Genomic DNA, 20,756 nt, shown 5'->3' with positions numbered 1-20,756 from the left:
CAAAAAACTCAACGGGAAGCAACATGCGTAACGACACGACACAACTCAGACGCGGACTAAACGCGCGGCACATCCGCTTTATGGCCCTCGGCTCGGCGATCGGCACCGGCCTGTTTTACGGCTCCGCCGGCGCCATTCAGCTGGCCGGCCCGGCGGTGCTGCTGGCCTATCTGGTGGGCGGCGCGGCGGTGTTCATGGTGATGCGCGCGCTGGGTGAAATGGCGGTGCATCAACCGGTTTCCGGTTCGTTCGGCCACTACGCCAGCCACTATCTCGGCCCACTGGCCGGCTTCCTCACCGGTTGGACCTACACCTTCGAAATGGTGATCGTCGCACTGGCGGACGTCACCGCCTTCGGCATTTATATGGGGCTGTGGTTCCCGGACGTCGCCCAGTGGGTGTGGGTGCTCAGCATCATCATGTTTATCGGCGCGCTCAATCTGTGCAGCGTCAAGGTATTCGGCGAGATGGAGTTCTGGCTGTCGCTGATCAAGGTCGCCGCCATCGTCGCCATGATCGTCGGCGGCGCGGCGGTGATGCTGTTCGGCTTCGGCCAAACGCAGCACGCCACCGGCATCAGCAACCTGTGGCAACACGGCGGCTTTATGCCTAACGGCATCGGCGGCGTGATCGCCTCGCTGGCGGTGGTGATGTTCGCCTTCGGCGGCATTGAGATTATCGGCATTACCGCCAGCGAGGCGAAAGACCCGGCCAAGGTGCTGCCGAAGGCGATCAACGCCGTGCCGGTACGCATCCTGCTGTTTTACGTGCTGACGCTGCTGGTGCTGATGGCGATTTATCCGTGGAACAGCATCGGCCAGAACGGCAGCCCGTTCGTCGAGATCTTCAGCAACCTCGGCATCAGCTCCGCCGCCAACGTGCTGAACGTGGTGGTGATCACCGCCGCCATTTCGGCCATCAACAGCGATATCTTCGGCGCCGGCCGCATGATGTACGGCATGGCGCAGGATGGTCAGGCGCCGAGAAGCTTCTCCAGACTGACCGCCAACGGCGTGCCCTGGATGACGGTGCTGGTGATGTCGGTCGCCCTGCTGCTGGGGGTGATCCTCAATTACCTGATCCCGAAACAGGTATTTATGATCATCGCCTCTATCGCCACCTTCGCCACCGTCTGGGTATGGCTGATGATCCTGCTGTCGCAGATAGCCATGCGCCGCACCCTGTCGCCGCGGGAGGTCAGCCAGCTGAGCTTCCCGGTGCCCTGGTGGCCGGTAGCGCCCGCCTTGGCGACGGCGTTCATGCTGTTCGTCATCGGCCTGCTCGGCTACTTCGAGGAAAGCCGCATCGCCCTGTACGTCGGGCTGGTGTGGGTCGCCTTCCTCACCCTGGCTTACTGGCTGTGGGTGCGCAAAAAAGGCGGGGGTTCACCCGTCGCCGCCACGCCGCAAAGCTATTAAAAACCATGAGCCCGCCGTTCCCGGGCTCTTTGTCATTAACGCGGAGTATCACTATGCAAACACGACACAAAATATGGCTACCGTTAATCGCGCTGGGCCTGATGACCGGCAGCCTCTCGGCCCGCGCAGCAGGCTGGTGCGAATCCGGCAAGCCGGTAAAATTCGCCGGCCTGAACTGGGAAAGCGGCATGCTGCTGACCGACGTCATGCAGTACGTGCTGCAAAAAGGCTATGACTGTAAAACCGATTCGCTGCCCGGCAACTCCATCACCATGGAACAGGCGATCGGCACCAACGATATTCAGGTGTTCGCCGAAGAGTGGATCGGCCGCAGCGAAGTGTGGAACAAGGCCGAGAAAGCCGGCAAGGCGGTCAGCGTCGGCGCCCCGATCGTCGGCGCGGTGGAAGGCTGGTACGTGCCGCGCTACGTGATCGAAGGCGACGCCAAGCGCAAGCTGAAGCCGCTGGCGCCGGATCTGAAAAGCATCCCGGACCTGGCCAAATACGCGCAGGTGTTCCGCGATCAGGAAGAACCGGAAAAAGGCCGTTTCTACAACTGCCCGGCCGGCTGGACCTGCGAGCTGGACAACACCGCCATCCTGAAAAAATTCAAGCTGGACGACAAGTTCACCAACTTCCGCCCCGGCACCGGCCCGGCGCTGGATACCGCCATCCTCTCCAGCTACCGCCGCGGCGAGCCCATCCTGTTCTATTACTGGTCGCCGACCCCGATCATGGGCCAGCTCGATCTGGTGAAGCTGGAAGAGCCGGGCGTGGACAAAAACATTCACATCAAGGTCGGCCTTTCCAGCGTGTTTAACCAGCAGGCGCCGGAGTTGGTGCAGGTGTTGGCGAAAGTGAACCTGCCGCTCGATCTGGTTAACCAGAATCTGGCGCGCATGAGCAAGGAACGCATCAGCTCGCAGAAGCTGGCGCTGGAGTTCTTCAAACAGCACCCGGACATCTGGAAACAGTGGGTGAGCGAAGACGCGGCGAAAAAAATTCAGGCTTCCTTGTAGGCATTCTCAGCTTTCAGTAAACACGCTCCCGGCGCCTGCATGGCCCGGGCCGGACAGGGGAAAAATTTATGTTTCCAGAACGCTTTACCTTCTCCATCGCCGATTGGATCAACGGCTGGGTCGATGTGCTGGTCACCCACTATGGCGATATGTTCCGCAAGATCTCCGACACCCTGCTGTGGGCGGTGATCCATCTTGAAAGCCTGCTGCGCGCCACCCCCTGGTGGCTGATGCTGGCGGTGGTCGGGCTGCTGGCCTGGCACGCCACCCGCCGCTGGCTGCCGACGCTGGTGATTGTCGGCCTGCTGCTGCTGGTCGGTACCGCCGGCATGTGGGACAAGCTGATGCAAACCCTGGCTCTGGTGCTGGTGGCCACGCTGCTGGCGGTGATTATCGGCATTCCTCTGGGCGTGCTGGCGGCGCGCAACGACCGGGTGCGGGCGGTGATGATGCCGCTGATGGACGTGATGCAAACCATGCCGAGCTTCGTGTACCTGATCCCGGTGCTGATGCTGTTCGGCCTGGGCAAGGTGCCGGCGATCCTGGCGACGGTGATCTACGCCACGCCGCCGCTGATCCGCCTGACCGACCTGGGGATCCGCCAGGTCGACAAGGAAGTGATGGAGTCGGTCACCGCCTTCGGCGCCAATCGCTGGCAGAAACTGTTCGGCGTGCAGCTGCCGCTGGCGCTGCCGAGCATCATGGCCGGCATCAACCAAACCACCATGATGTCGCTGTCGATGGTGGTGGTGGCTTCGATGATCGGCGCGCGCGGCCTAGGCGAAGACGTGCTGGTGGGCATCCAGACGCTGAACGTCGGGCTGGGGCTGGAGGCTGGCCTGGCGATCGTCATTCTGGCCGTGGTTATTGACCGTATCACTCAGGCCTATGGCCGCTCCGCCGTTGCGAGGTAATCCCAATGAACAAAATCGAAATCCAAAACGTTTACAAGATTTTCGGCCACAAAACGGCGGCGGCGCTGGCGATGAGCCGGCAGGGCAAAACCAAGCAGGAAGTGCAGGCGGCCACCGATTGCGTGGTCGGGGTGCACGATCTGTCGATGTCGATCGCCGCCGGCGAGATCTTCGTGATCATGGGGCTGTCCGGATCCGGCAAGTCTACGCTGGTGCGCCACTTCAACCGATTGATCGACCCCACCAGCGGCCAGATCCTGGTGGACGGCGAAGATATCCTGCGCTACGACGAGAAGCAGCTTGAGCACTTCCGCCGCCACAAGATCAGCATGGTGTTCCAGAGCTTCGGCCTGCTGCCGCACAAAACGGTGCTGGACAACGTCGGCTACGGCCTGAAGGTGCGCGGCGAAGCCAAAGAGGTCTATCAGGAACGGGCGCGCCACTGGATCGACACCGTCGGGCTGAAAGGCTATGAGAAATCCTATCCGCATCAGCTGTCCGGCGGCATGCGCCAGCGCGTCGGCCTGGCGCGCGCGCTGGCGACCGACACCGACATCATTCTGCTGGACGAAGCCTTCAGCGCGCTCGATCCGCTGATCCGCGCCGAAATGCAGGATCAGCTGCTGGCGCTGCAAAAAGAGCTGCATAAAACGCTGGTGTTCATCACCCACGATCTGGACGAGGCGGTGCGCATCGGCAACCGGATCGCGATCCTGAAAGACGGCAAGCTGATCCAGGTCGGCACCCCGCAGGAGATCCTTAACAATCCGGCGGATGAATACGTTAACCGCTTCGTGCAGCGCCGTCTGGCGCTGGATGAAAACGTGCAGAAGCCGCGCCCGACTATCATGGCCAGCGCCTGAGGAGAACCTGATGAATTACCCTTCTTCCGTTACCCTCGACAGCCAGCCGCTGTGCTGGCGGGACGTCGTGGCGGTAGCGCGTTATGGCGCGCCGCTCAGCCTGTCTGACGCCGCCTGGGCGCGCATCGACAACGCCCAGGCGATCGTGCAAAAGATCGTCGCCAGCGAGCGGCGCGCCTACGGCGTCAATACCGGCCTGGGCGCGCTGTGCAATCAGGCGCTGCACGGCGAGCAGCTGGCGCAACTGTCGCGCAATACGCTGATGAGCCACGCCTGCGGCGTCGGCGCGCCGCTGAGCGACGAACAAACGCGCGCCATTATCTGCTGCGCCATCGTCAATTACAGCCACGGCAAATCCGGCATCCAGCGCCCGCTGGTGGCGATGCTGTTGGGGTTGCTCAACCGCGGCATCACGCCGCAGGTGCCGGCGCAGGGCTCGGTCGGCTATCTGACCCATATGGCGCACGTCGGCGTCGCCCTGCTCGGCCTGGGCGAGGTCAGTTACCGCGGCCGGCTGGTGAGCGCCGCGCAGGCGCTGGCGGCCGAGGGGCTGGAATTGCCGCCGCTGGGCGCCAAAGACGGGCTGTGCCTGGTCAACGGCACCCCCTGCATGACCGGGCTGAGCTGCCTGGCGCTGGCCGATGCGACCCGGCTGAGCCGCTGGGCCGACGTGCTGGGCGCCATGAGCTTTGAAGCGCTGCGCGGGCAGATCGCCGCCTTCGACGCGGAGATCCTGGCGCTGAAGCCGCACCCCGGCATGCAGGCGGTGGGCGAGAACCTGCGTGCGCTGCTGAACGGCAGCGAAGCGATCGCCGCCAGCGAGGGCATCCGCACCCAGGATGCGCTGAGCATTCGTTCGATCCCGCAGGTGCATGGCGCCTGCCGCGACCAAATCGCCCATGCCGAGCGGCAAATTGACACCGAGCTGAACGGCACCAGCGACAATCCGCTGTTGCTCGGCACGCCGGATGACTTCCGGGTGATGTCGCAGGCCAACCCGCACGGCGAGTCGGTGGCGATGGCCGCCGATCTGCTGGCGATCGCCATCGCCGAGCTGGGCGGCATCGCCGAACGGCGCATCGATCGGTTGATCAATCCGCTGGTCAGCGGCCTGCCGGCGTTTCTGGTCAGCGAGCCGGGGGTCAACTCCGGCATGATGATCGCCCAGTACGTTTCGGCCGCGCTGTGCGCCGAAAACCGTCAGCTGGCCCAGCCCTGCGTGGTGGATAACTACGTCACCTCGGCGCTGCAGGAAGACCATCTGAGCATGGGCACCGGCGCGGCGCTGCGGCTGCGGCGTGCGCTGGATAACTGCAACCAGATATTGGCGATCGAATATCTGCTGGCGGCGCAGGCTTTCGAATTTTTGCAGCCGCAACGTTTTGGCGAGGGCACCGGGCGCGCCTGGCGACAGCTGCGACAAAAGGTGGCGCCTTATCATCAGGATCGCTGGCTGGCGCCCGATATCGCCGCCGCCGCCGCGCTGCTGCGCGACGAGGCGGTTCTGGCGGATATCGCTCCCGCCCTGCGTTAACCCCCTCCCCGCCGTCGGCCGTCGGCGGGGCGGCTTACTCGGCGCGCTCCAGCGCCTGCAGGATATCCGCCTGCAGATCCTCAAACGCCTCCAGCCCGGCGGACAGCCGAATCAACCCGTCGCTGATATGGTGGCGCCGCCGCTCTTCGGCGCTGTAGGCCGAGTGGGTCATGCTGGCCGGGTGCTGCGCCAGGCTTTCGCAATCCCCCAGGCTGACCGCCCGCAGTATCAGCCGCAGCGCGTTGAGGAAGCGGATACCCGCCGCCATGCCGCCCTTAAGCTCGAACGCCAGCATGCCGCCGGGGCGCGCCATTTGCCGCTGCGCCAGGGCGTGCTGAGGGAAGGTGGCCAGGCCGGGATAGTCGACCCGCGCCACCGCCGGATGCCGCGCCAGCATCTCCGCCAGCCGCTGGGCGTTGTCGCAGTGGCGCTCCATGCGCAGCGGCAGCGTCTTCAGGCCGCGCAGCAGCAGCGCCGCATCCTGCGCCGACAGCACCGCGCCGTTCATGTCCTTCAGCCCCACCAGCCGGATATCCTGCGCCAGAGCCTGGGTGGTCACCGCCAAACCGGCCAGCAGATCGCCGTGGCCGCCGAGGTATTTGGTGGCCGAGTGCACCACGATGTCGGCGCCCAGCGTCAATGGCCGTTGCAAATACGGCGTGCAGTAGGTGTTATCCACCAGCAACAGCGCCTGTTGACGGTGGGTAATCTCCGCCACCGCGGCGATATCGATCAGCCGCATATTGGGGTTGGCCGGCGTCTCGCAGTACACCAGCCGGGTACGCGGCCCGATCGCCGCCGCCAGCCGCTCCGGCCGGGTCAGGTCGACATGGGTTATTTTCACGCCGTAGCGCGCCAGGCCCTGATGAAAATAGCTGAAGGTGCAGCCATAAATGGTTTCATCGACGATCAGCTCGTCGCCCGGGCTGAGCAAGGTCCAGCAGCAGGCGGTGATCGCCCCCATGCCGGAGGAAAACGCCACCGCCGCCTCCCCGTCTTCCAGATTGGCGATGCGCTGTTCCAGCAGGTTCAGCGTCGGGTTGGCGATGCGCGAATAGAAATAGCCCGGTTCGGTGCCGGCAAAGCAGGCGCCGCCGTATTCCGCCGTGGGGAAGGTGAAGGTGGAACTCATATACACCGGCGGGCACAGCGCGCCCTGATGCTGCTGGGGATCGTAGCCGTGGTGAATCGCACGGGTGGCGAAGGCGTGGCCAAAAGTGGCAGACATAACAACTCCTTACCTGAGTGAGTAAAGCCAATTCGATTACTCGTCGGCGGCATCCGGCGGCAGTGCGCCGTTGCGCGTGCGCTGGCCGATGATTTGCAGGGTGCGCAGCACCAGCATCAGGCCCAGCAGGGTATCCGGCTGCCGCAGCAGGGCGTACAGCGCGCGAAAGTTGGCGGCCTGCGGGTTCAGCTGCAGTTCGCCGTGCGCCATCTTCAACGCCGTGCCGCCCTCCCACCCCAGCGTCACCAGCCCTTCAAACACGCCGGCCAGCTTTTCCACCAGCGCGTTGTCGGCGATATCCACCAGGTCCGACAACAGCGACAGCAGATCGACCACGTTGTCCAACCTGCCGCCGGCCAGCAGCGGCTGCAGCTTGTCCAGCAGCGCCGCCAGCGGTTCGTGTTCCGCGTTATCGCTCATATCAGCCCCCTCACCGTGGCCCAATAAAGGCCGCGGTTAAAACCGTTGCGCAGCATGCCGCCCGCCTTGGTGGCCGGCGTCGGCAGCACGTCGTGACGATAGTCGTACACCAGCGGCATGCCGGCGTGCAGCCCCATCTGCGCAATCGCCTGCACTTTGCCGTCGTAATGACTGACGGTGCGCCCCAGCCGCATTTCCGCCACGATATTGTCGGCGATCACCGGCGCCTGATTGTGGCAGGAACCGCCGGCCTTGCTGACCGGCAGATCCACGGTATCGCCGATCACGTAAACCCCCTGCTGGCCGTACACCTGCAGCGTCTGGTGGTCGGTCGGCAGCCAGCCCTCGCCGTTTTGCAACTCGCTCAGCCCGGTATTGCGCACCGCTTCGACCGCGCGGATCGGCGGCGTCGCCATCAGGATGTCGAACGGCTGCTCCTCGCCTTCGGCGGAGTAAGCGATTTTCCGCTGTTCATCCACCCGGCTGAGGGTAAAGCCGCGCTGGTGGCGAATATCGCGCGCGGCGAAAATGGCCGGCAACGCTTCGCCGGTCGGGCGCTGCAGGAACAGGCAATTGCGCAGCAGTTGGGAGATGGTCGGGTAGGTGTAAACAATTTCCACCGCTTTGCGTACCCCGCGCCGCCGCAGGTAATCATCCAGCATCAGGGTGGTTTCGATCGGCGCGATGCCGCACTGATGCGGTACGTTGGGGGTTTCAGGGAAGGAGACGGTGATGAAGATGCGGCCTTTCTCGATGGTCGCCAGCCGCTGCGCCAACCGGCGCGCGGCCTGATATTGGTAAAAATGGTCACCCGCTTGCGCCAGCCCCTCGATGCGTTCCGGCCAGGGCACGCAGCCGGTGGCGAACACCAGAAAATCATAGGAATAACTTTTTCCGCTGCGGGTGGTAATAAGGCGCTGTTGGAGATCGAAAGCCTCGGCCCTGTCGACAACGAATTTTATTTCCGGCCGCAGCAAACTTTGCTGGGAGCGCATTAATTCCTGTTTGAAAAACGCGTTGAACGCCACATACATAAACGCCGGCTTATAATAATGCACCGGCGAATCCGAAAGCATTAATAACTCGACTTTATTATTCAATATTTCCCGATGCAGCTTGGCGGCCAACAAATTGGCTAATATGGTGCCCCCGGTTCCGCCACCGACTATCACAATTCTTTTTCGCATCAAGCCCTCACCCAACCGGCCGCTGAACCGGCAGTTTCAAAGCACTACGCTTAAGGGAATGGTTCGGCAGGACGACGGGTAATAACGCTGCCTCATTGGCAGTCTAGTAACTAAAAGATATAAATCAAATAAAATCGGAATATAAAAACAAGAATATGATTATAACAATGAAATTATCGGGTTAAATCGGCAAAGGTAAAACACGATGAAAATATAAATAACTTATTATTTATAACATAAGGTTTATTGTTTTTGTCGCATAAAAAAACCCGCCGCAGCGGGTTTTCATTCAGCAACCGCTCAGCGGTTATTTACTGGCCTTTAACTTCTTTCAGGCCGTTGAACGGCGCACGGTCGCCCAGCGCTTCTTCGATGCGAATCAGCTGGTTGTATTTGGCAACGCGGTCAGAACGGCTCATGGAACCGGTTTTGATCTGGCCAGCCGCAGTACCTACCGCCAGGTCGGCGATGGTAGCGTCTTCGGTTTCACCTGAACGGTGAGAGATCACCGCGGTGTAGCCGGCGTCTTTCGCCATCTTGATAGCCGCCAGAGTTTCGGTCAGGGAACCGATCTGGTTGAACTTGATCAGGATGGAGTTGGCGATGCCTTTCTCGATGCCTTCTTTCAGGATCTTGGTGTTGGTCACGAACAGATCGTCGCCAACCAGCTGGATTTTGTCGCCCAGCACTTTGGTCTGGTAAGCGAAACCGTCCCAGTCAGATTCGTCCAGGCCGTCTTCGATGGATACGATTGGGTACTGTTTGGTCAGCTCTTCCAGGAAGTGGGTGAACTCTTCGGAAGTGAAGGCTTTGTTGCCTTCGCCGGCCAGCACGTATTTACCGTCTTTGTAGAATTCGGAAGCCGCACAGTCCATCGCCAGGGTCACGTCTTTGCCCAGCTCGTAGCCCGCCGCTTTTACCGCTTCGGCGATAACAGCCAGCGCTTCGGCGTTGGAGCCCAGGTTTGGCGCGTAGCCGCCTTCGTCGCCTACTGCGGTGTTCAAGCCTTTGGCTTTCAGCACTTTCGCCAGGTGATGGAACACTTCGGAACCGATGCGCACCGCTTCTTTCAGGGTTTTCGCGCCAACCGGCTGGATCATGAATTCCTGAATGTCGACGTTGTTGTCGGCGTGCTCGCCGCCGTTGATGATGTTCATCATCGGCAGTGGCATAGAGAATTTGCCCGGAGTGCCGTTCAGTTCAGCGATGTGCTCATACAGCGGCATGCCCTTGGAAGCGGCGGCAGCTTTAGCGGCAGCCAGGGAAACCGCCAGGATGGCGTTAGCGCCGAATTGGGATTTGTTCTCGGTGCCGTCCAGCTCGATCATGATCTTGTCGATGTTCGCCTGGTCTTTGGCATCTTTACCCAGTACTGCCTGTGCGATCGGACCGTTTACTGCGGCAACGGCTTTCAGTACGCCTTTACCCAGGAAACGAGACTTGTCACCGTCACGCAGTTCCAGTGCTTCACGGGAACCGGTGGAAGCACCTGACGGCGCAGCAGCCAGACCGACGAAACCGCCTTCCAGATGAACTTCGGCTTCTACAGTCGGGTTACCACGGGAGTCGATGATTTCACGACCGATGACTTTAACGATTTTGGACATTAGGTTTTCCTCAGTACAAGTTAAACTAAAACTCCAGACAAACAGCGCACCGTTCTCACCGTGCGCCGCCCACCAAATATTTTATTTCACCTGGCGCTTCTGATGCTCACCGGCGGCCTTCACAAAGCCGGCGAACAACGGATGCCCATCACGCGGCGTTGAAGTAAATTCCGGGTGGAACTGACAGGCCACAAACCACGGGTGATTCGGCAGTTCAATGATCTCAACCAGCTTGTTGTCGGCGGAACGGCCGGCTACGCGCAGCCCGGCGGCTTCGATCTGCTTCAACAGCATGTTGTTAACTTCGTAACGGTGACGATGGCGCTCAACAATGGTCGGTTCGCCGTACAGCTGGCGCACCAGGCTATTGTCGGTCAGATGGCATTGTTGGCCACCGACGCGCATCGTGCCACCCAAATCGCTTTCTTCGGTGCGCACTTCGACGTTGCCGTCTTCGTCGCGCCATTCGGTGATCAACGCCACCACCGGGTACTTACAGTCTGGCATAAACTCGGTCGAGTTGGCGTTTTCCATGCCGGCAACGTTGCGAGCGAACTCCATCAACGCCACCTGCATGCCCAGGCAGATGCCCAGGTAAGGGATGTTGTTCTCGCGCGCATAGCGTGCGGTCATCACCTTGCCTTCTACGCCGCGGTAGCCGAAGCCGCCAGGGATCAGGATCGCGTCCAGCCCTTTCAGCACTTCCACGCCGCGGGTTTCCACATCCTGCGAGTCGATCAGCTTGATGTTCACGGTCAGACGGTTTTTCAACCCGCCGTGCTTCAGCGCTTCGATCACCGACTTGTAGGCGTCCGGCAGTTCGACGTATTTGCCGACCATGCCGATAGTCACTTCGCCGCCCGGGTTGGCTTCTTCGTAAATCACCTGTTCCCATTCGGCCAGGTTGGCTTCTGGCGCGTTCAGGCTGAATCGTTTACAAATATAATCGTCCAGCCCCTGAGATTTCAATAGGCCGGGGATTTTATAAATGGAATCAACATCTTTCAGAGAGATAACCGCCTTTTCCGGCACGTTGCAGAAAAGTGCGATTTTCGCGCGTTCGTTAGCAGGAACTGCGCGATCGGAACGGCAGATCAGCACGTCCGGCTGAATACCAATCGAAAGCAGTTCTTTTACGGAATGCTGAGTCGGTTTGGTTTTCACTTCACCGGCAGCCGCCATGTAAGGCACCAGCGTCAGGTGCATGTACAGGGTGTGTTCGCGGCCCACTTCCACCGCCATCTGGCGAATGGCTTCGAGGAACGGCAGCGATTCGATATCGCCGACGGTGCCGCCGATTTCCACCAGCACCACATCGTGGCCTTCGCCGCCTTCCAGGATGCGTTCTTTGATAGCATTGGTGATGTGCGGGATAACCTGTACGGTAGCGCCCAGATAGTCGCCGCGGCGTTCTTTACGCAGAACGTCGGAGTAGATGCGACCGGTGGTGAAGTTGTTGCGACGCGACATTTTGGTGCGAATGAAGCGCTCGTAGTGACCCAAATCCAGATCGGTTTCTGCGCCGTCTTCGGTGACGAAAACTTCCCCATGCTGAATCGGGCTCATGGTGCCCGGATCCACGTTGATGTACGGGTCCAGTTTCATGATGGTAACGTTGAGGCCACGGGCTTCAAGAATAGCCGCCAGAGAGGCTGCGGCAATGCCTTTACCCAGAGAGGATACGACCCCGCCGGTCACAAAAATATAATTAGTTGTCATGCTGAACCTGAGAGTTTAGGTTTAAAGACGATGGAAGAACCAAGACGGGAAAGTAGTATACCCGAACCTCTCTTGACCTACAAACGATCGTTTTGCTGTCCATCATCTCTGCCACCATCGGGTGTTCATCAGGGTTTAATCCAGCGGCGCCTCCCCAACCCTCTTTTAAAAACAAAGGGTTAACAGAGAAAGTTTTAGTTTACCGCCCCTCTTTGACGATAAAACGCCTTAGATTTCAGTTTGTTGGCATTTCCCTGCCGCCAAATCACACTTCAGCTTGGCATGACCTCAAGCTTAACCGTTTCAGCTTGATTGAACCTTGTCGCCGATCAACATTGCGACACTGATAGGACAACGCCCGCGCGGATTAGTTTTCCCGACGTTTCACCTGCTGCCAGGCCGCTTCCATTTGCTCCAGCGTAGCGTCCTCCATCCGCAACCCGCCCCGCGTGACGATCTCTTCCACCTGGCGGAAGCGGCGCTCAAACTTGCGGTTGGCGGCCTGCAGCGCGTTTTCGGCCTTGTGGCCGAGGTGGCGCGACAGGTTCACCGTGGCGAACAGCAGATCGCCAATCTCTTCCTCCAGTTTCTGCTCGTCGACCACCGCCTGTTGCGCCTCGTGCATCACTTCGTCGATCTCTTCGTACACCTTGTCCAGCACCGGGCCCAGCGTATGCCAGTCGAAGCCCACCGCGGCGCAGCGCTTTTGTATTTTATGCGCCTTCATCAGCGCCGGCAGCGCCTGCGGGATATCGTCCAGCGCCGAATGCAGCGCTTTCTCGGCGCGTTCGCCGGCCTTCAGCCGCTCCCAGCGCGCCGCTACGGCCTCGCTGTCTGCGGCATCGGCGTCGCCGAAGATATGCGGGTGACGCCGCTCCAGCTTGTCGCTGATGGCGTTGCACACCTCATCGAAATCGAACAGCCCCTGCTCCTGCCCCATCTGGGCGTAAAACACCACCTGGAACAGCAGGTCGCCCAGCTCATCGCGCAGGTCGGCATAGTCCCGGCGCTCGATGGCGTCCAGCACTTCGTAGGTTTCTTCCAGCGTGTAGGGCGCGATGGTGGCGAAGGTCTGCTTGCGATCCCACGGGCAACCGTTCTGCGGGTCGCGCAGCGTTTTCATGATGTTCAGCAGGCGCTGCAGCGGAGTGGATTGGGTCATAAAAAATCTCTGAGAAAAAGGGGGCGCACTAGCCCGTTCGCCGGAACTCATGGATTTCGAGCCGCATCCGATATCGACGCGGCTCGAAAGACGCAGGGGATTTAGCTGCCGTGCAGGCGCTTGGCGTCTATCACGTCCGGCAGCTGATTCAGCTTCGCCAGCACCCGGCCCAGCACCTGCTGGTTGTAGATTTCGATATCCATATCGATGGTGGCCAACTGCTTTTTGGTGTCGCTCCGGCTGGCGACGCCCAGCACGTTGACCTTTTCGTTGGCCAAAATGGTGGTGATGTCGCGCAGCAGGCCGCTGCGATCGTTGGCCATCACCCGCACCACCAGCGAGTAGCCGCTGGAATAGCTTTCGCCCCACACCGCATCGACGATGCGCTCCGGCGCATGCGACTGCAAATCGACCAGCTGATCGCAATCGGCGCGGTGGATCGAGATGCCGCGGCCCTGGGTGATAAAACCGATGATGTCGTCGCCGGGGATCGGCTGGCAGCAGCGGGCGATGTGGTGCATCAGGTTGCCCACCCCTTCCACCACCACCCGGCCGTTGTCCTTGCTGCGGGTCGGCGGCGGCGCTTTCTGCTGTACCAGCTGGCGCAGCGCTTCGCGATCCTGCTCTTCGGCGCTCGGTTTGTTGAACTTGCCCTGCAGGAAGTTCACCATCTGGTTGAGGCGAATGTCCCCGCCGCCGATCGCCGCCAGCACTTCATCCAGCGAATTCATGTTGTAGCGCGGGATCAGCAGTTTTTCGGCCTCTTTCAGGCTGATGCCCAGATGCTCCAGTTCGCTGTCCAGCATCTGGCGGCCGGCCAGGATATTCTTGTCGCGATCCTGCTTGCGGAACCAGTTGTGGATCTTCGATCGCCCGCGGCTGGTGGTGACGTAGCCCAGGTTCGGGTTCAGCCAGTCGCGGCTCGGGTTCGGCTGTTTCTGGGTGATGATTTCAATCTGATCGCCCATCCGCAATTGATAGGTGAACGGCACGATGCGCCCGCCAATCTTGGCGCCGATGCAGCGGTGGCCGACGTCGCTGTGGATATGGTAGGCAAAGTCGAGCGGCGTGGAGCCGGCCGGCAGATCCACCACGTCGCCTTTCGGCGTAAACACGTAGACCCGATCGTCGAACACCTGGCTGCGCACTTCGTCGAGCATCTCGCCGGAGTCCGCCATCTCTTCCTGCCAGGCGATCAGCTTGCGCAACCAGGCGATGCGTTCCTCGTAACCGGAACGCACGGTCGCCACCGCGCCCTCTTTGTACTTCCAGTGCGCGGCCACGCCCAGCTCGGCGTCTTCGTGCATCTGGCGAGTGCGGATCTGAATTTCCAGCGTTTTGCCGCGCGGGCCCAGCACCACGGTATGAATCGACTGATAGCCGTTCGGTTTCGGGTTGGCGACGTAGTCGTCGAACTCGTCCGGCAGATGGCGGAAGTGGGTATGCACGATCCCCAGCGCCGCATAGCAATCCTGCAGGCGTTCGACCACCACGCGCACCGCGCGCACGTCAAACAGCTCGTCGAAGGCCAGGTGCTTTTTCTGCATCTTGCGCCAGATGCTGTAAATGTGTTTTGGTCGGCCGTAGATTTCGGCCTTGACGCTTTCAGCGGCCATCGCGCCGCGCAGCGAGGCGACGAAGTCGTCGATAAACTGCTCGCGATCGATGCGGCGCTCGTGCAGCAGTTTGGCGATGCGCTTGTATTCTTCCGGGTGCAGATAACGGAAGCAGAAATCCTCCAGCTCCCATTTCAGCTGCCCGATGCCGAGGCGGTTGGCCAGCGGCGCATAGATGTTGGAACACTCTTTGGCCGCCAGCACGCGCTCGTCTTCCGGCGCGTCCTTCACCTCCCGCAGGTGGGCGATGCGCTCCGCCAGCTTGATGACCACGCAGCGGAAGTCCTCCACCATCGCCAACAGCATGCGCCGCACGTTGTCGACCTGCTCGGAGGCCATCGAGTCGTTTTGGGTGGCTTTCAGTTGGCGGATGGCGTCCATATCGCGCACGCCGTGCACCAGGTAGGTGATGCCCTTGCCGAACTCCTCGGTCAAGACCTCTTCCTGCACGATGCCGGCATCCACCAGCGGGAACAGCAGCGCGGCGCGCATGCTGTCGTTGTCCATGCTCAGGGTGGAGAGGATCTCGACCATTTCGAGGCCGCGCCACAGCAACAGCGGCGCGTTGGGATGGTTCTGGGTCTGCTGCTCACAATAACGCCAGGTTGCGGCTAATCGCTCACATGACTGCGGGTTAGGTAGCCCCAAGCTGGCGATCCACTCATCGAGAGCGAATTCACCCGCCGTATTCAGATGTGCACTTCTTACCGCAACCATAACCTCTCCCTACTATGCAGCGACCTCTGGCGCAGTGTCGTTGATAAACAGCGCCATTGACTCAAGATGCCCCGTGTGCGGAAACATATCCAGCATCCGCACGCGCGCAAGACGATAACCGGCGTCCAGCAACACTTTGCTGTCGCGAGCCAGCGTGGTGGGGTTACAGGAAACGTAAACCACCCGCCCTGGCGCCAGTTTTACAATGTGTGACATCACTCCAGCCGCACCGGCACGGGCAGGATCCAGCATCACTTTATCAAATCCTTGTGCTGCCCAAGGTTGCCGCGCAACGTCCTCCTCCAGGTTCTCGTGGAAGAAGGAGGCATTATTCAGCATATTCTTATGTGCATTATATTGCCCATTCGCCACCAGCGTGGCAACACCTTCTATGCCCACCGCCGCCGCGGCGCGCCGCGCCAGCGGCAGGGTAAAGTTGCCCATGCCGCAGAACAGGTCCAATACCCGATCATTGGGCTGAACCTCGAGCCATTCAAGGGCCTGCGCCACCATTTGCTGATTTACCGCGTCATTGACCTGAATGAAGTCCCGCGGGCTGAAGTCTAAGCGTAGCCCGTCGACCTGATAATACGGCGTTTCACCGCACAGTTTTTCCAGCCGATCGCTGTCCGGCGCCAAATAAATGGTTACGCTTTTTTGCTGCGCAAACGCCAGCAGCGCCTGGCGATCCTCCTCCTTCAGCGCGTCGAGATGACGCAGCACCAGCACCGGCCCGTTGTCCGCCAACACCAGCTCGGCGTGGCCCAGACGCCGCACGGCCTGCAACCCGCTCAGGCAATCGCGCAGCGGCGCCAGCAGCTGTTCCAGTTCGGGACGCAGCACCGGGCAATGGCTCACCGGCACCAGCTCGCTGGAGGCCGCCTGGCGAAAGCCCATCGCCAGCCGCTGCAGCTTCGGCTGCCAGGCCAGGCCCAGGCGGGCGCGGCGGCGATAGCCGTATTGCGGCCCGGCGATCACCGGCTCCTGCGGCGGCGTAACGCCGGTTTCGCGGGCGATCATGCGCACCAGCGCCGCCGCTTTGCTCTGCTGCTGCAGCGCCTCATCCGCATGCTGCTGCTGGCAACCGCCGCAAACGCCAAAGTGCGGGCAGCGCGGTTCAACCCGCTGCGGGCTGCGGGTCAGCAGACGCTTCAGCTTGCCCTTGGCGAACTGACGCTTGTCTTCCGTCAGCTGAATTTCCGCCTGTTCGCCGGGCAACACGCCCGCCACGAACACCGCCTTGCCGTTGTGGCGCGCCACGCCCTGGCCGAAGGGATCGAGGTCGCTGACCGTCACGGTCAATATTTGTAAGCTCTGCCGGGTCGTCACGCGGCGTTTGGGAGAGTAGAATTGCGCCATATTTGTCGATTGTGTGCTGGTTCATTAAGCTAGTGTCAGCCGTCAATTCTCCCACATTGGAATCCCATGACCAAATACAGCCTGCGTGCGCGCATGATGATCCTGATTCTGGCCCCGACCCTGCTGATTGGTTTGCTGCTCAGCACCTTCTTCGTGGTGCACCGCTACAACGAGCTGCAGGAGCAATTGGTGGACGCCGGCGCCAGCATCATCGAGCCGCTGGCGGTGGCCAGCGAGTACGGCATGACGTTCCGCAGCCGCGAATCGGTCAGGCAGTTGGTCAGCCTGTTGCACCGCCGCCATTCGGACATCGTGCGTTCGATTACGGTGTTCGATGCGCAGAATAACCTGTTTGTCACGTCCAATTATCATCACAACTTCGCCCAGTTGCAGCTGCCGAAAGGTGTGCCATTCCCCACCGATCTGATGCTGACCCGGCGCGGCGATTCGCTGATCCTGCGCACGCCGATCCTGTCGGAAAGCCAATATCCGGACGAAACCGCCGACGGCGGCAGCCATCCGGACAACAACCTGGGCTATGTGGCTATCGAGCTGGATCTGCAGTCGGTGCGGCTGCAGCAGTACAAAGAGGTGTTCGTCTCCACCCTGTTGCTGCTGCTGTGCATGTGCATCGCCATCCTGTTCGCCTACCGCCTGATGCGCGACGTGACCGGCCCGATCCGCAATATGGTGAATACCGTCGACCGCATCCGCCGCGGCCAGCTCGACAGCCGCGTCGAAGGTTTCATGCTCGGCGAATTGCATATGCTGAAGAACGGCATCAACTCGATGGCGATGTCGCTCACCGCCTACCACGAAGAGATGCAGCAGAATATCGATCAGGCTACCTCCGATCTGCGTGAAACGCTGGAACAGATGGAGATCCAGAACGTCGAGCTGGATCTGGCGAAAAAACGCGCCCAGGAAGCGGCGCGCATCAAATCCGAATTCCTGGCCAACATGTCGCACGAACTGCGCACCCCGCTGAACGGCGTTATCGGCTTTACCCGTCAAATGCTGAAAACCGACCTGAGCGTCACCCAGGCCGACTATCTGCAAACCATCGAACGCTCGGCCAATAATTTGCTGACCATCATCAACGACGTGCTGGACTTCTCCAAGCTGGAAGCCGGCAAGCTGGTGCTGGAGCACATCCCCTTCTCGCTGCGCGAAACGCTGGATGAGGTGATCGTGCTGCTGGCCCCCAGCGCCCACGATAAAGGGCTGGAACTGACGCTGGACGTGCACAACGACGTGCCGGAACAGGTGATCGGCGACTCGCTGCGCCTGCAGCAGATCATCACCAACCTGCTGGGCAACGCGGTCAAGTTTACCGAGACCGGCAACATCGACATCCGCGTCGAGCTGCGCAAACAGCTGGAGCGTCGGGTGGAGCTTGAAGTGCAGATCCACGATACCGGCATCGGCATTTCCGAGCGCCAGCAGTCGCAGCTGTTCCAGGCGTTCCGTCAGGCCGACGCCAGCATTTCCCGCCGCCACGGCGGCACCGGCCTCGGGCTGGTGATCACCCAAAAGCTGGTGAAGGAAATGGGCGGCGATATCTGCTTCCACAGCCAGCTGAACCGCGGCTCGACCTTCTGGTTCCATATCCAGCTCGACCTGAACGAGAGCATGCTGTCGCTGCCGCCAAGCCTGCCGGACCTGCGCGGCAAGACGCTGGCCTATATCGAATCCAACCCGACCGCGGCGCAGGCGACGCTCAACATGCTCAGCATCACCCCGCTGGTGATCACCCACTCGCCGACGCTGGCCCAGCTGCCGCAAAGCGAATACGACTTCCTGCTGGTCGGCGTGCCGATCCCATTCCGCACCAATATGGCGCAGCATGAGGACAAGCTGCTGGCCGCGCTGAAGGTCGCCGGCCGGGTGATCCTGGCGCTGCCGTGCCAGTCGCAAATCAACGCCGAACGGCTGAAACAGCTGGGCGCGCTCGGCTGCCTGATCAAACCCATCACCAGCAACCGTCTGTTCCCGCTGCTGCGGATGGAGGCGCCGCTGCGCCTCAGCGCGCAGCCGGAGCGTAAACGCCTGCCGCTGACGGTGATGGCGGTCGACGACAACCCGGCCAACCTGAAGCTGATCGGCACGCTGCTGGCGGAACAGGTGGAGAAAACCCTGCTGTGCGAAAGCGGCGAAGAGGCGCTGGAGCTGGCGCGCGACAACGTGCTGGACCTGATCCTGATGGATATTCAGATGCCGAAGATCGACGGCATTCGCACCAGCGAACTGATTCGCCAGCTGCCGCACCACAATTCGACGCCGATCGTCGCCGTTACCGCCCATGCGGTCAGCGGCGAGCGTGAACATCTGCTGCAGGCCGGCATGGACGATTACCTGGCCAAACCGATCGACGAAGCGATGCTGACCCGGGTGCTGTCGCGCTACCACAGCGGCGAGCCGCCGGCCGCGCCGCGGCAGGCCGGTGAGCCCCCCCTGTCGCTCGACTGGCCGCTGGCGCTGCGCCAGGCGGCCAACAAGCAGGATCTGGCGCGCGATCTGCTGCAAATGCTGCTCGACTTCCTGCCGCAGGTTCGCGAGCGGGTGCAGGCGCTGCTCGACGGCCAGCCGGACGACGACATCCTCGACCTGATCCACAAGCTGCACGGCAGCTGCAGCTACAGCGGCGTACCGCGCCTGAAGCAGCTGTGCTTCTACCTTGAGCAACAGCTGCGCCTGGGCGTCGGCCACGACCAGCTGGAGCCGGAGTGGCTGGAGCTATTGGATGAAATAGAGCTGGTTAGCCAGGCGGCGCGCGCCCATTTGGGCAACGACGCCACGGCCCGAGCGGGAAATATCGCCCCGCGGGATTGAGGGGCGTAACGATTAAGGCCGCTGCGCCAGCAGCAAGGTGGCGGCGATATTGCGCGCGGTCATGCGCACATTGTCTGCGGCATTGGCCAGCGCCTCCTCCAGCGTGCAGATGCTGTAAAGCACGCTGAAAACCGCGTCCAGCCCATGCTGATGCACCACGCCGACGTCGGCCGTCAGGCTGCCGGCAATGCCGATCACCGGTTTATGATGGCGCCTGGCGACGCGCGCCACGCCGATCGGCACCTTGCCGTTGACGCTCTGACTGTCGATGCGCCCCTCGCCGGTGATCACCAGCGTGGCGTCGCGCACCAACGCATCCAGGCCCAGCGCTTCGGTGACTATCTCGATGCCCGGCCGCAGCTCGGCGTGGCAAAACGCCAGCAGCGCCGCCCCCATGCCGCCGGCCGCCCCGGCGCCGGGCACTTCGCCGACCTCGATATGCATATCCCGCGCTATCGCCCGGGCGTAATGCCGCAGCCCGCGATCGAGCTGCTCCACCATCTGCGGCGTCGCCCCCTTTTGCGGGCCGAAAATCGCCGAGGCGCCCTGCCGGCCGGTTAACGGGTTGGTCACGTCGCAGGCCACTTCGAACCGGCACTGCGCGATGCGCGCATCCAACCCGCTGAGGTCGATGGCGGCGAGCTGCTCCAGGCAGCCGCCGCCAAACCCTATCGCGTTGCCGTCTTTATCCAGCAGCCTGGCCCCCAGCGCCTGCACCATTCCGGCGCCGCCGTCATTGGTGGCGCTGCCGCCGATGCCGATGATGCAGTGCTTTACCCCACGATCCAGCGCCGCGCGGATCAGCTCGCCGGTGCCGTAAGAGGTGGTGTTCAGCGGGTTGCGCTTGCGCCCCGGCACCAATGCCAAACCGCTGGCGGCGGCCATTTCGATGAAGGCGCTCCGCTCGTCGCCGGACAGGCCGAAAAAGGCCCGCACCCTTTCGCCCAGGGGACCGGTGACCTCAACGTCCACCTTGCGCCCGCCGGTGGCGGTCACCATCGCCTCCACGGTGCCTTCGCCGCCGTCGGCGAGCGGCAATTTGATGTATTCGGCATCGGGAAAGATTTCGCGAAACCCCGCTTCAATCTGGGTCGCGACCTCCAGGGCCGACAAACTTTCTTTATATGAATCCGGCGCGATCACTATTTTCATAAACTGCCC

15 protein-coding genes are annotated in these 20,756 nt (G+C 61.5%); 6 read left to right on the top strand and 9 right to left on the bottom strand.

The window, feature by feature from the left end; all coding sequences use genetic code 11:
* The first annotated feature begins 23 nt into the window (after positions 1-23).
* From CKW09_RS04175 to CKW09_RS04155, 5 genes are all read left to right on the top strand, one after another.
* Positions 24-1,418 carry an amino acid permease gene (locus tag CKW09_RS04175; protein ID WP_061795012.1) on the top strand — a complete coding sequence of 465 codons (1,395 nt, stop codon included), beginning with the start codon at positions 24-26 and terminating at the stop codon, positions 1,416-1,418.
* A 53-nt stretch (positions 1,419-1,471) separates the two neighbouring features.
* Positions 1,472-2,437: an ABC transporter substrate-binding protein gene (locus tag CKW09_RS04170; RefSeq protein WP_061795011.1), complete on the top strand. Its 966-nt coding sequence runs from the start codon at positions 1,472-1,474 to the stop codon at positions 2,435-2,437.
* Positions 2,438-2,505: 68 nt separating this feature from the next.
* Entirely contained in the window at positions 2,506-3,351 is an 846-nt protein-coding gene (locus tag CKW09_RS04165; RefSeq protein ID WP_061795010.1) for an ABC transporter permease, read from the top strand.
* Between the two features lie 5 nt (positions 3,352-3,356).
* The gene (locus tag CKW09_RS04160) at positions 3,357-4,214 is read left to right on the top strand and encodes a quaternary amine ABC transporter ATP-binding protein (protein ID WP_061795009.1); all 858 of its coding nucleotides are present in this window, start codon (positions 3,357-3,359) and stop codon (positions 4,212-4,214) included.
* Between the two features lie 10 nt (positions 4,215-4,224).
* A complete protein-coding gene (locus CKW09_RS04155; protein WP_061795008.1) occupies positions 4,225-5,748 on the top strand; it encodes an HAL/PAL/TAL family ammonia-lyase in 1,524 nt (507 codons plus the stop codon).
* Positions 5,749-5,782: 34 nt separating this feature from the next.
* Here the strand turns inward: CKW09_RS04155 and CKW09_RS04150 are convergent, their stop codons facing one another.
* From CKW09_RS04150 to rlmD, 8 genes are all read right to left on the bottom strand, one after another.
* Positions 5,783-6,976, bottom strand: a complete 1,194-nt coding sequence (locus tag CKW09_RS04150; protein ID WP_095095782.1) for a methionine gamma-lyase — start codon at positions 6,974-6,976, stop codon at positions 5,783-5,785.
* Positions 6,977-7,012: 36 nt separating this feature from the next.
* Positions 7,013-7,396 (bottom strand): hypothetical protein, encoded by a 384-nt coding sequence (locus CKW09_RS04145; RefSeq protein ID WP_061795006.1) that lies wholly within the window; start codon positions 7,394-7,396, stop codon positions 7,013-7,015.
* Positions 7,393-8,583: an NAD(P)/FAD-dependent oxidoreductase gene (locus CKW09_RS04140; protein WP_061795005.1), complete on the bottom strand. Its 1,191-nt coding sequence runs from the start codon at positions 8,581-8,583 to the stop codon at positions 7,393-7,395. Before CKW09_RS04140 ends, CKW09_RS04145 begins: the two co-directional genes overlap by 4 nt.
* A 311-nt stretch (positions 8,584-8,894) precedes the next feature.
* The gene (eno, locus tag CKW09_RS04135; RefSeq protein WP_061795004.1) at positions 8,895-10,190 is read right to left on the bottom strand and encodes a phosphopyruvate hydratase; all 1,296 of its coding nucleotides are present in this window, start codon (positions 10,188-10,190) and stop codon (positions 8,895-8,897) included.
* Between the two features lie 81 nt (positions 10,191-10,271).
* Positions 10,272-11,909: a glutamine hydrolyzing CTP synthase gene (pyrG, locus tag CKW09_RS04130; protein WP_061795003.1), complete on the bottom strand. Its 1,638-nt coding sequence runs from the start codon at positions 11,907-11,909 to the stop codon at positions 10,272-10,274.
* Positions 11,910-12,276: 367 nt separating this feature from the next.
* Positions 12,277-13,071, bottom strand: a complete 795-nt coding sequence (gene mazG / locus CKW09_RS04125; RefSeq protein WP_095095779.1) for a nucleoside triphosphate pyrophosphohydrolase — start codon at positions 13,069-13,071, stop codon at positions 12,277-12,279.
* A 101-nt stretch (positions 13,072-13,172) separates the two neighbouring features.
* Positions 13,173-15,404 carry a GTP diphosphokinase gene (gene relA / locus CKW09_RS04120; RefSeq protein WP_061795001.1) on the bottom strand — a complete coding sequence of 744 codons (2,232 nt, stop codon included), beginning with the start codon at positions 15,402-15,404 and terminating at the stop codon, positions 13,173-13,175.
* A 12-nt stretch (positions 15,405-15,416) separates the two neighbouring features.
* The gene (rlmD, locus tag CKW09_RS04115; RefSeq protein WP_061795000.1) at positions 15,417-16,763 is read right to left on the bottom strand and encodes a 23S rRNA (uracil(1939)-C(5))-methyltransferase RlmD; all 1,347 of its coding nucleotides are present in this window, start codon (positions 16,761-16,763) and stop codon (positions 15,417-15,419) included.
* A 66-nt stretch (positions 16,764-16,829) separates the two neighbouring features.
* On the opposite strand from rlmD, the gene barA reads away from it, so the two are divergent.
* On the top strand, positions 16,830-19,595 hold the full coding sequence (gene barA, locus CKW09_RS04110; protein ID WP_061794999.1) for a two-component sensor histidine kinase BarA: 2,766 nt from the start codon (positions 16,830-16,832) through the stop codon (positions 19,593-19,595).
* Between the two features lie 12 nt (positions 19,596-19,607).
* Here barA and CKW09_RS04105 read toward each other — a convergent pair whose 3' ends face one another.
* Positions 19,608-20,747, bottom strand: coding sequence for a glycerate kinase (locus tag CKW09_RS04105; protein WP_061794998.1), 1,140 nt, complete (start codon positions 20,745-20,747; stop codon positions 19,608-19,610).
* Positions 20,748-20,756 lie beyond the last annotated feature (9 nt).

Source organism: Serratia ficaria, assembly GCF_900187015.1.
In the GTDB taxonomy this organism is placed as follows: Bacteria; Pseudomonadota; Gammaproteobacteria; order Enterobacterales; family Enterobacteriaceae; genus Serratia; species Serratia ficaria.
Note: the sequence above shows the minus strand (reverse complement) of the source record. Positions and strands in the feature narration are given on the sequence as shown.

Excerpts from the sequence above, each read along its gene's own strand:
- CKW09_RS04165 (WP_061795010.1), top strand. The coding sequence starts at position 2,506 with ATGTTTCCAGAACGCTTTACCTTCTCCATCGCCGATTGGATCAACGGC.
- CKW09_RS04105 (WP_061794998.1), bottom strand. The coding sequence starts at position 20,747 with ATGAAAATAGTGATCGCGCCGGATTCATATAAAGAAAGTTTGTCGGCC.
- CKW09_RS04155 (WP_061795008.1), top strand. The coding sequence starts at position 4,225 with ATGAATTACCCTTCTTCCGTTACCCTCGACAGCCAGCCGCTGTGCTGG.
- CKW09_RS04175 (WP_061795012.1), top strand. The coding sequence starts at position 24 with ATGCGTAACGACACGACACAACTCAGACGCGGACTAAACGCGCGGCAC.
- rlmD (WP_061795000.1), bottom strand. The coding sequence starts at position 16,763 with ATGGCGCAATTCTACTCTCCCAAACGCCGCGTGACGACCCGGCAGAGC.
- eno (WP_061795004.1), bottom strand. The coding sequence starts at position 10,190 with ATGTCCAAAATCGTTAAAGTCATCGGTCGTGAAATCATCGACTCCCGT.
- CKW09_RS04170 (WP_061795011.1), top strand. The coding sequence starts at position 1,472 with ATGCAAACACGACACAAAATATGGCTACCGTTAATCGCGCTGGGCCTG.
- CKW09_RS04150 (WP_095095782.1), bottom strand. The coding sequence starts at position 6,976 with ATGTCTGCCACTTTTGGCCACGCCTTCGCCACCCGTGCGATTCACCAC.
- CKW09_RS04160 (WP_061795009.1), top strand. The coding sequence starts at position 3,357 with ATGAACAAAATCGAAATCCAAAACGTTTACAAGATTTTCGGCCACAAA.
- pyrG (WP_061795003.1), bottom strand. The coding sequence starts at position 11,909 with ATGACAACTAATTATATTTTTGTGACCGGCGGGGTCGTATCCTCTCTG.
- barA (WP_061794999.1), top strand. The coding sequence starts at position 16,830 with ATGACCAAATACAGCCTGCGTGCGCGCATGATGATCCTGATTCTGGCC.
- CKW09_RS04140 (WP_061795005.1), bottom strand. The coding sequence starts at position 8,583 with ATGCGAAAAAGAATTGTGATAGTCGGTGGCGGAACCGGGGGCACCATA.
- CKW09_RS04145 (WP_061795006.1), bottom strand. The coding sequence starts at position 7,396 with ATGAGCGATAACGCGGAACACGAACCGCTGGCGGCGCTGCTGGACAAG.
- mazG (WP_095095779.1), bottom strand. The coding sequence starts at position 13,071 with ATGACCCAATCCACTCCGCTGCAGCGCCTGCTGAACATCATGAAAACG.
- relA (WP_061795001.1), bottom strand. The coding sequence starts at position 15,404 with ATGGTTGCGGTAAGAAGTGCACATCTGAATACGGCGGGTGAATTCGCT.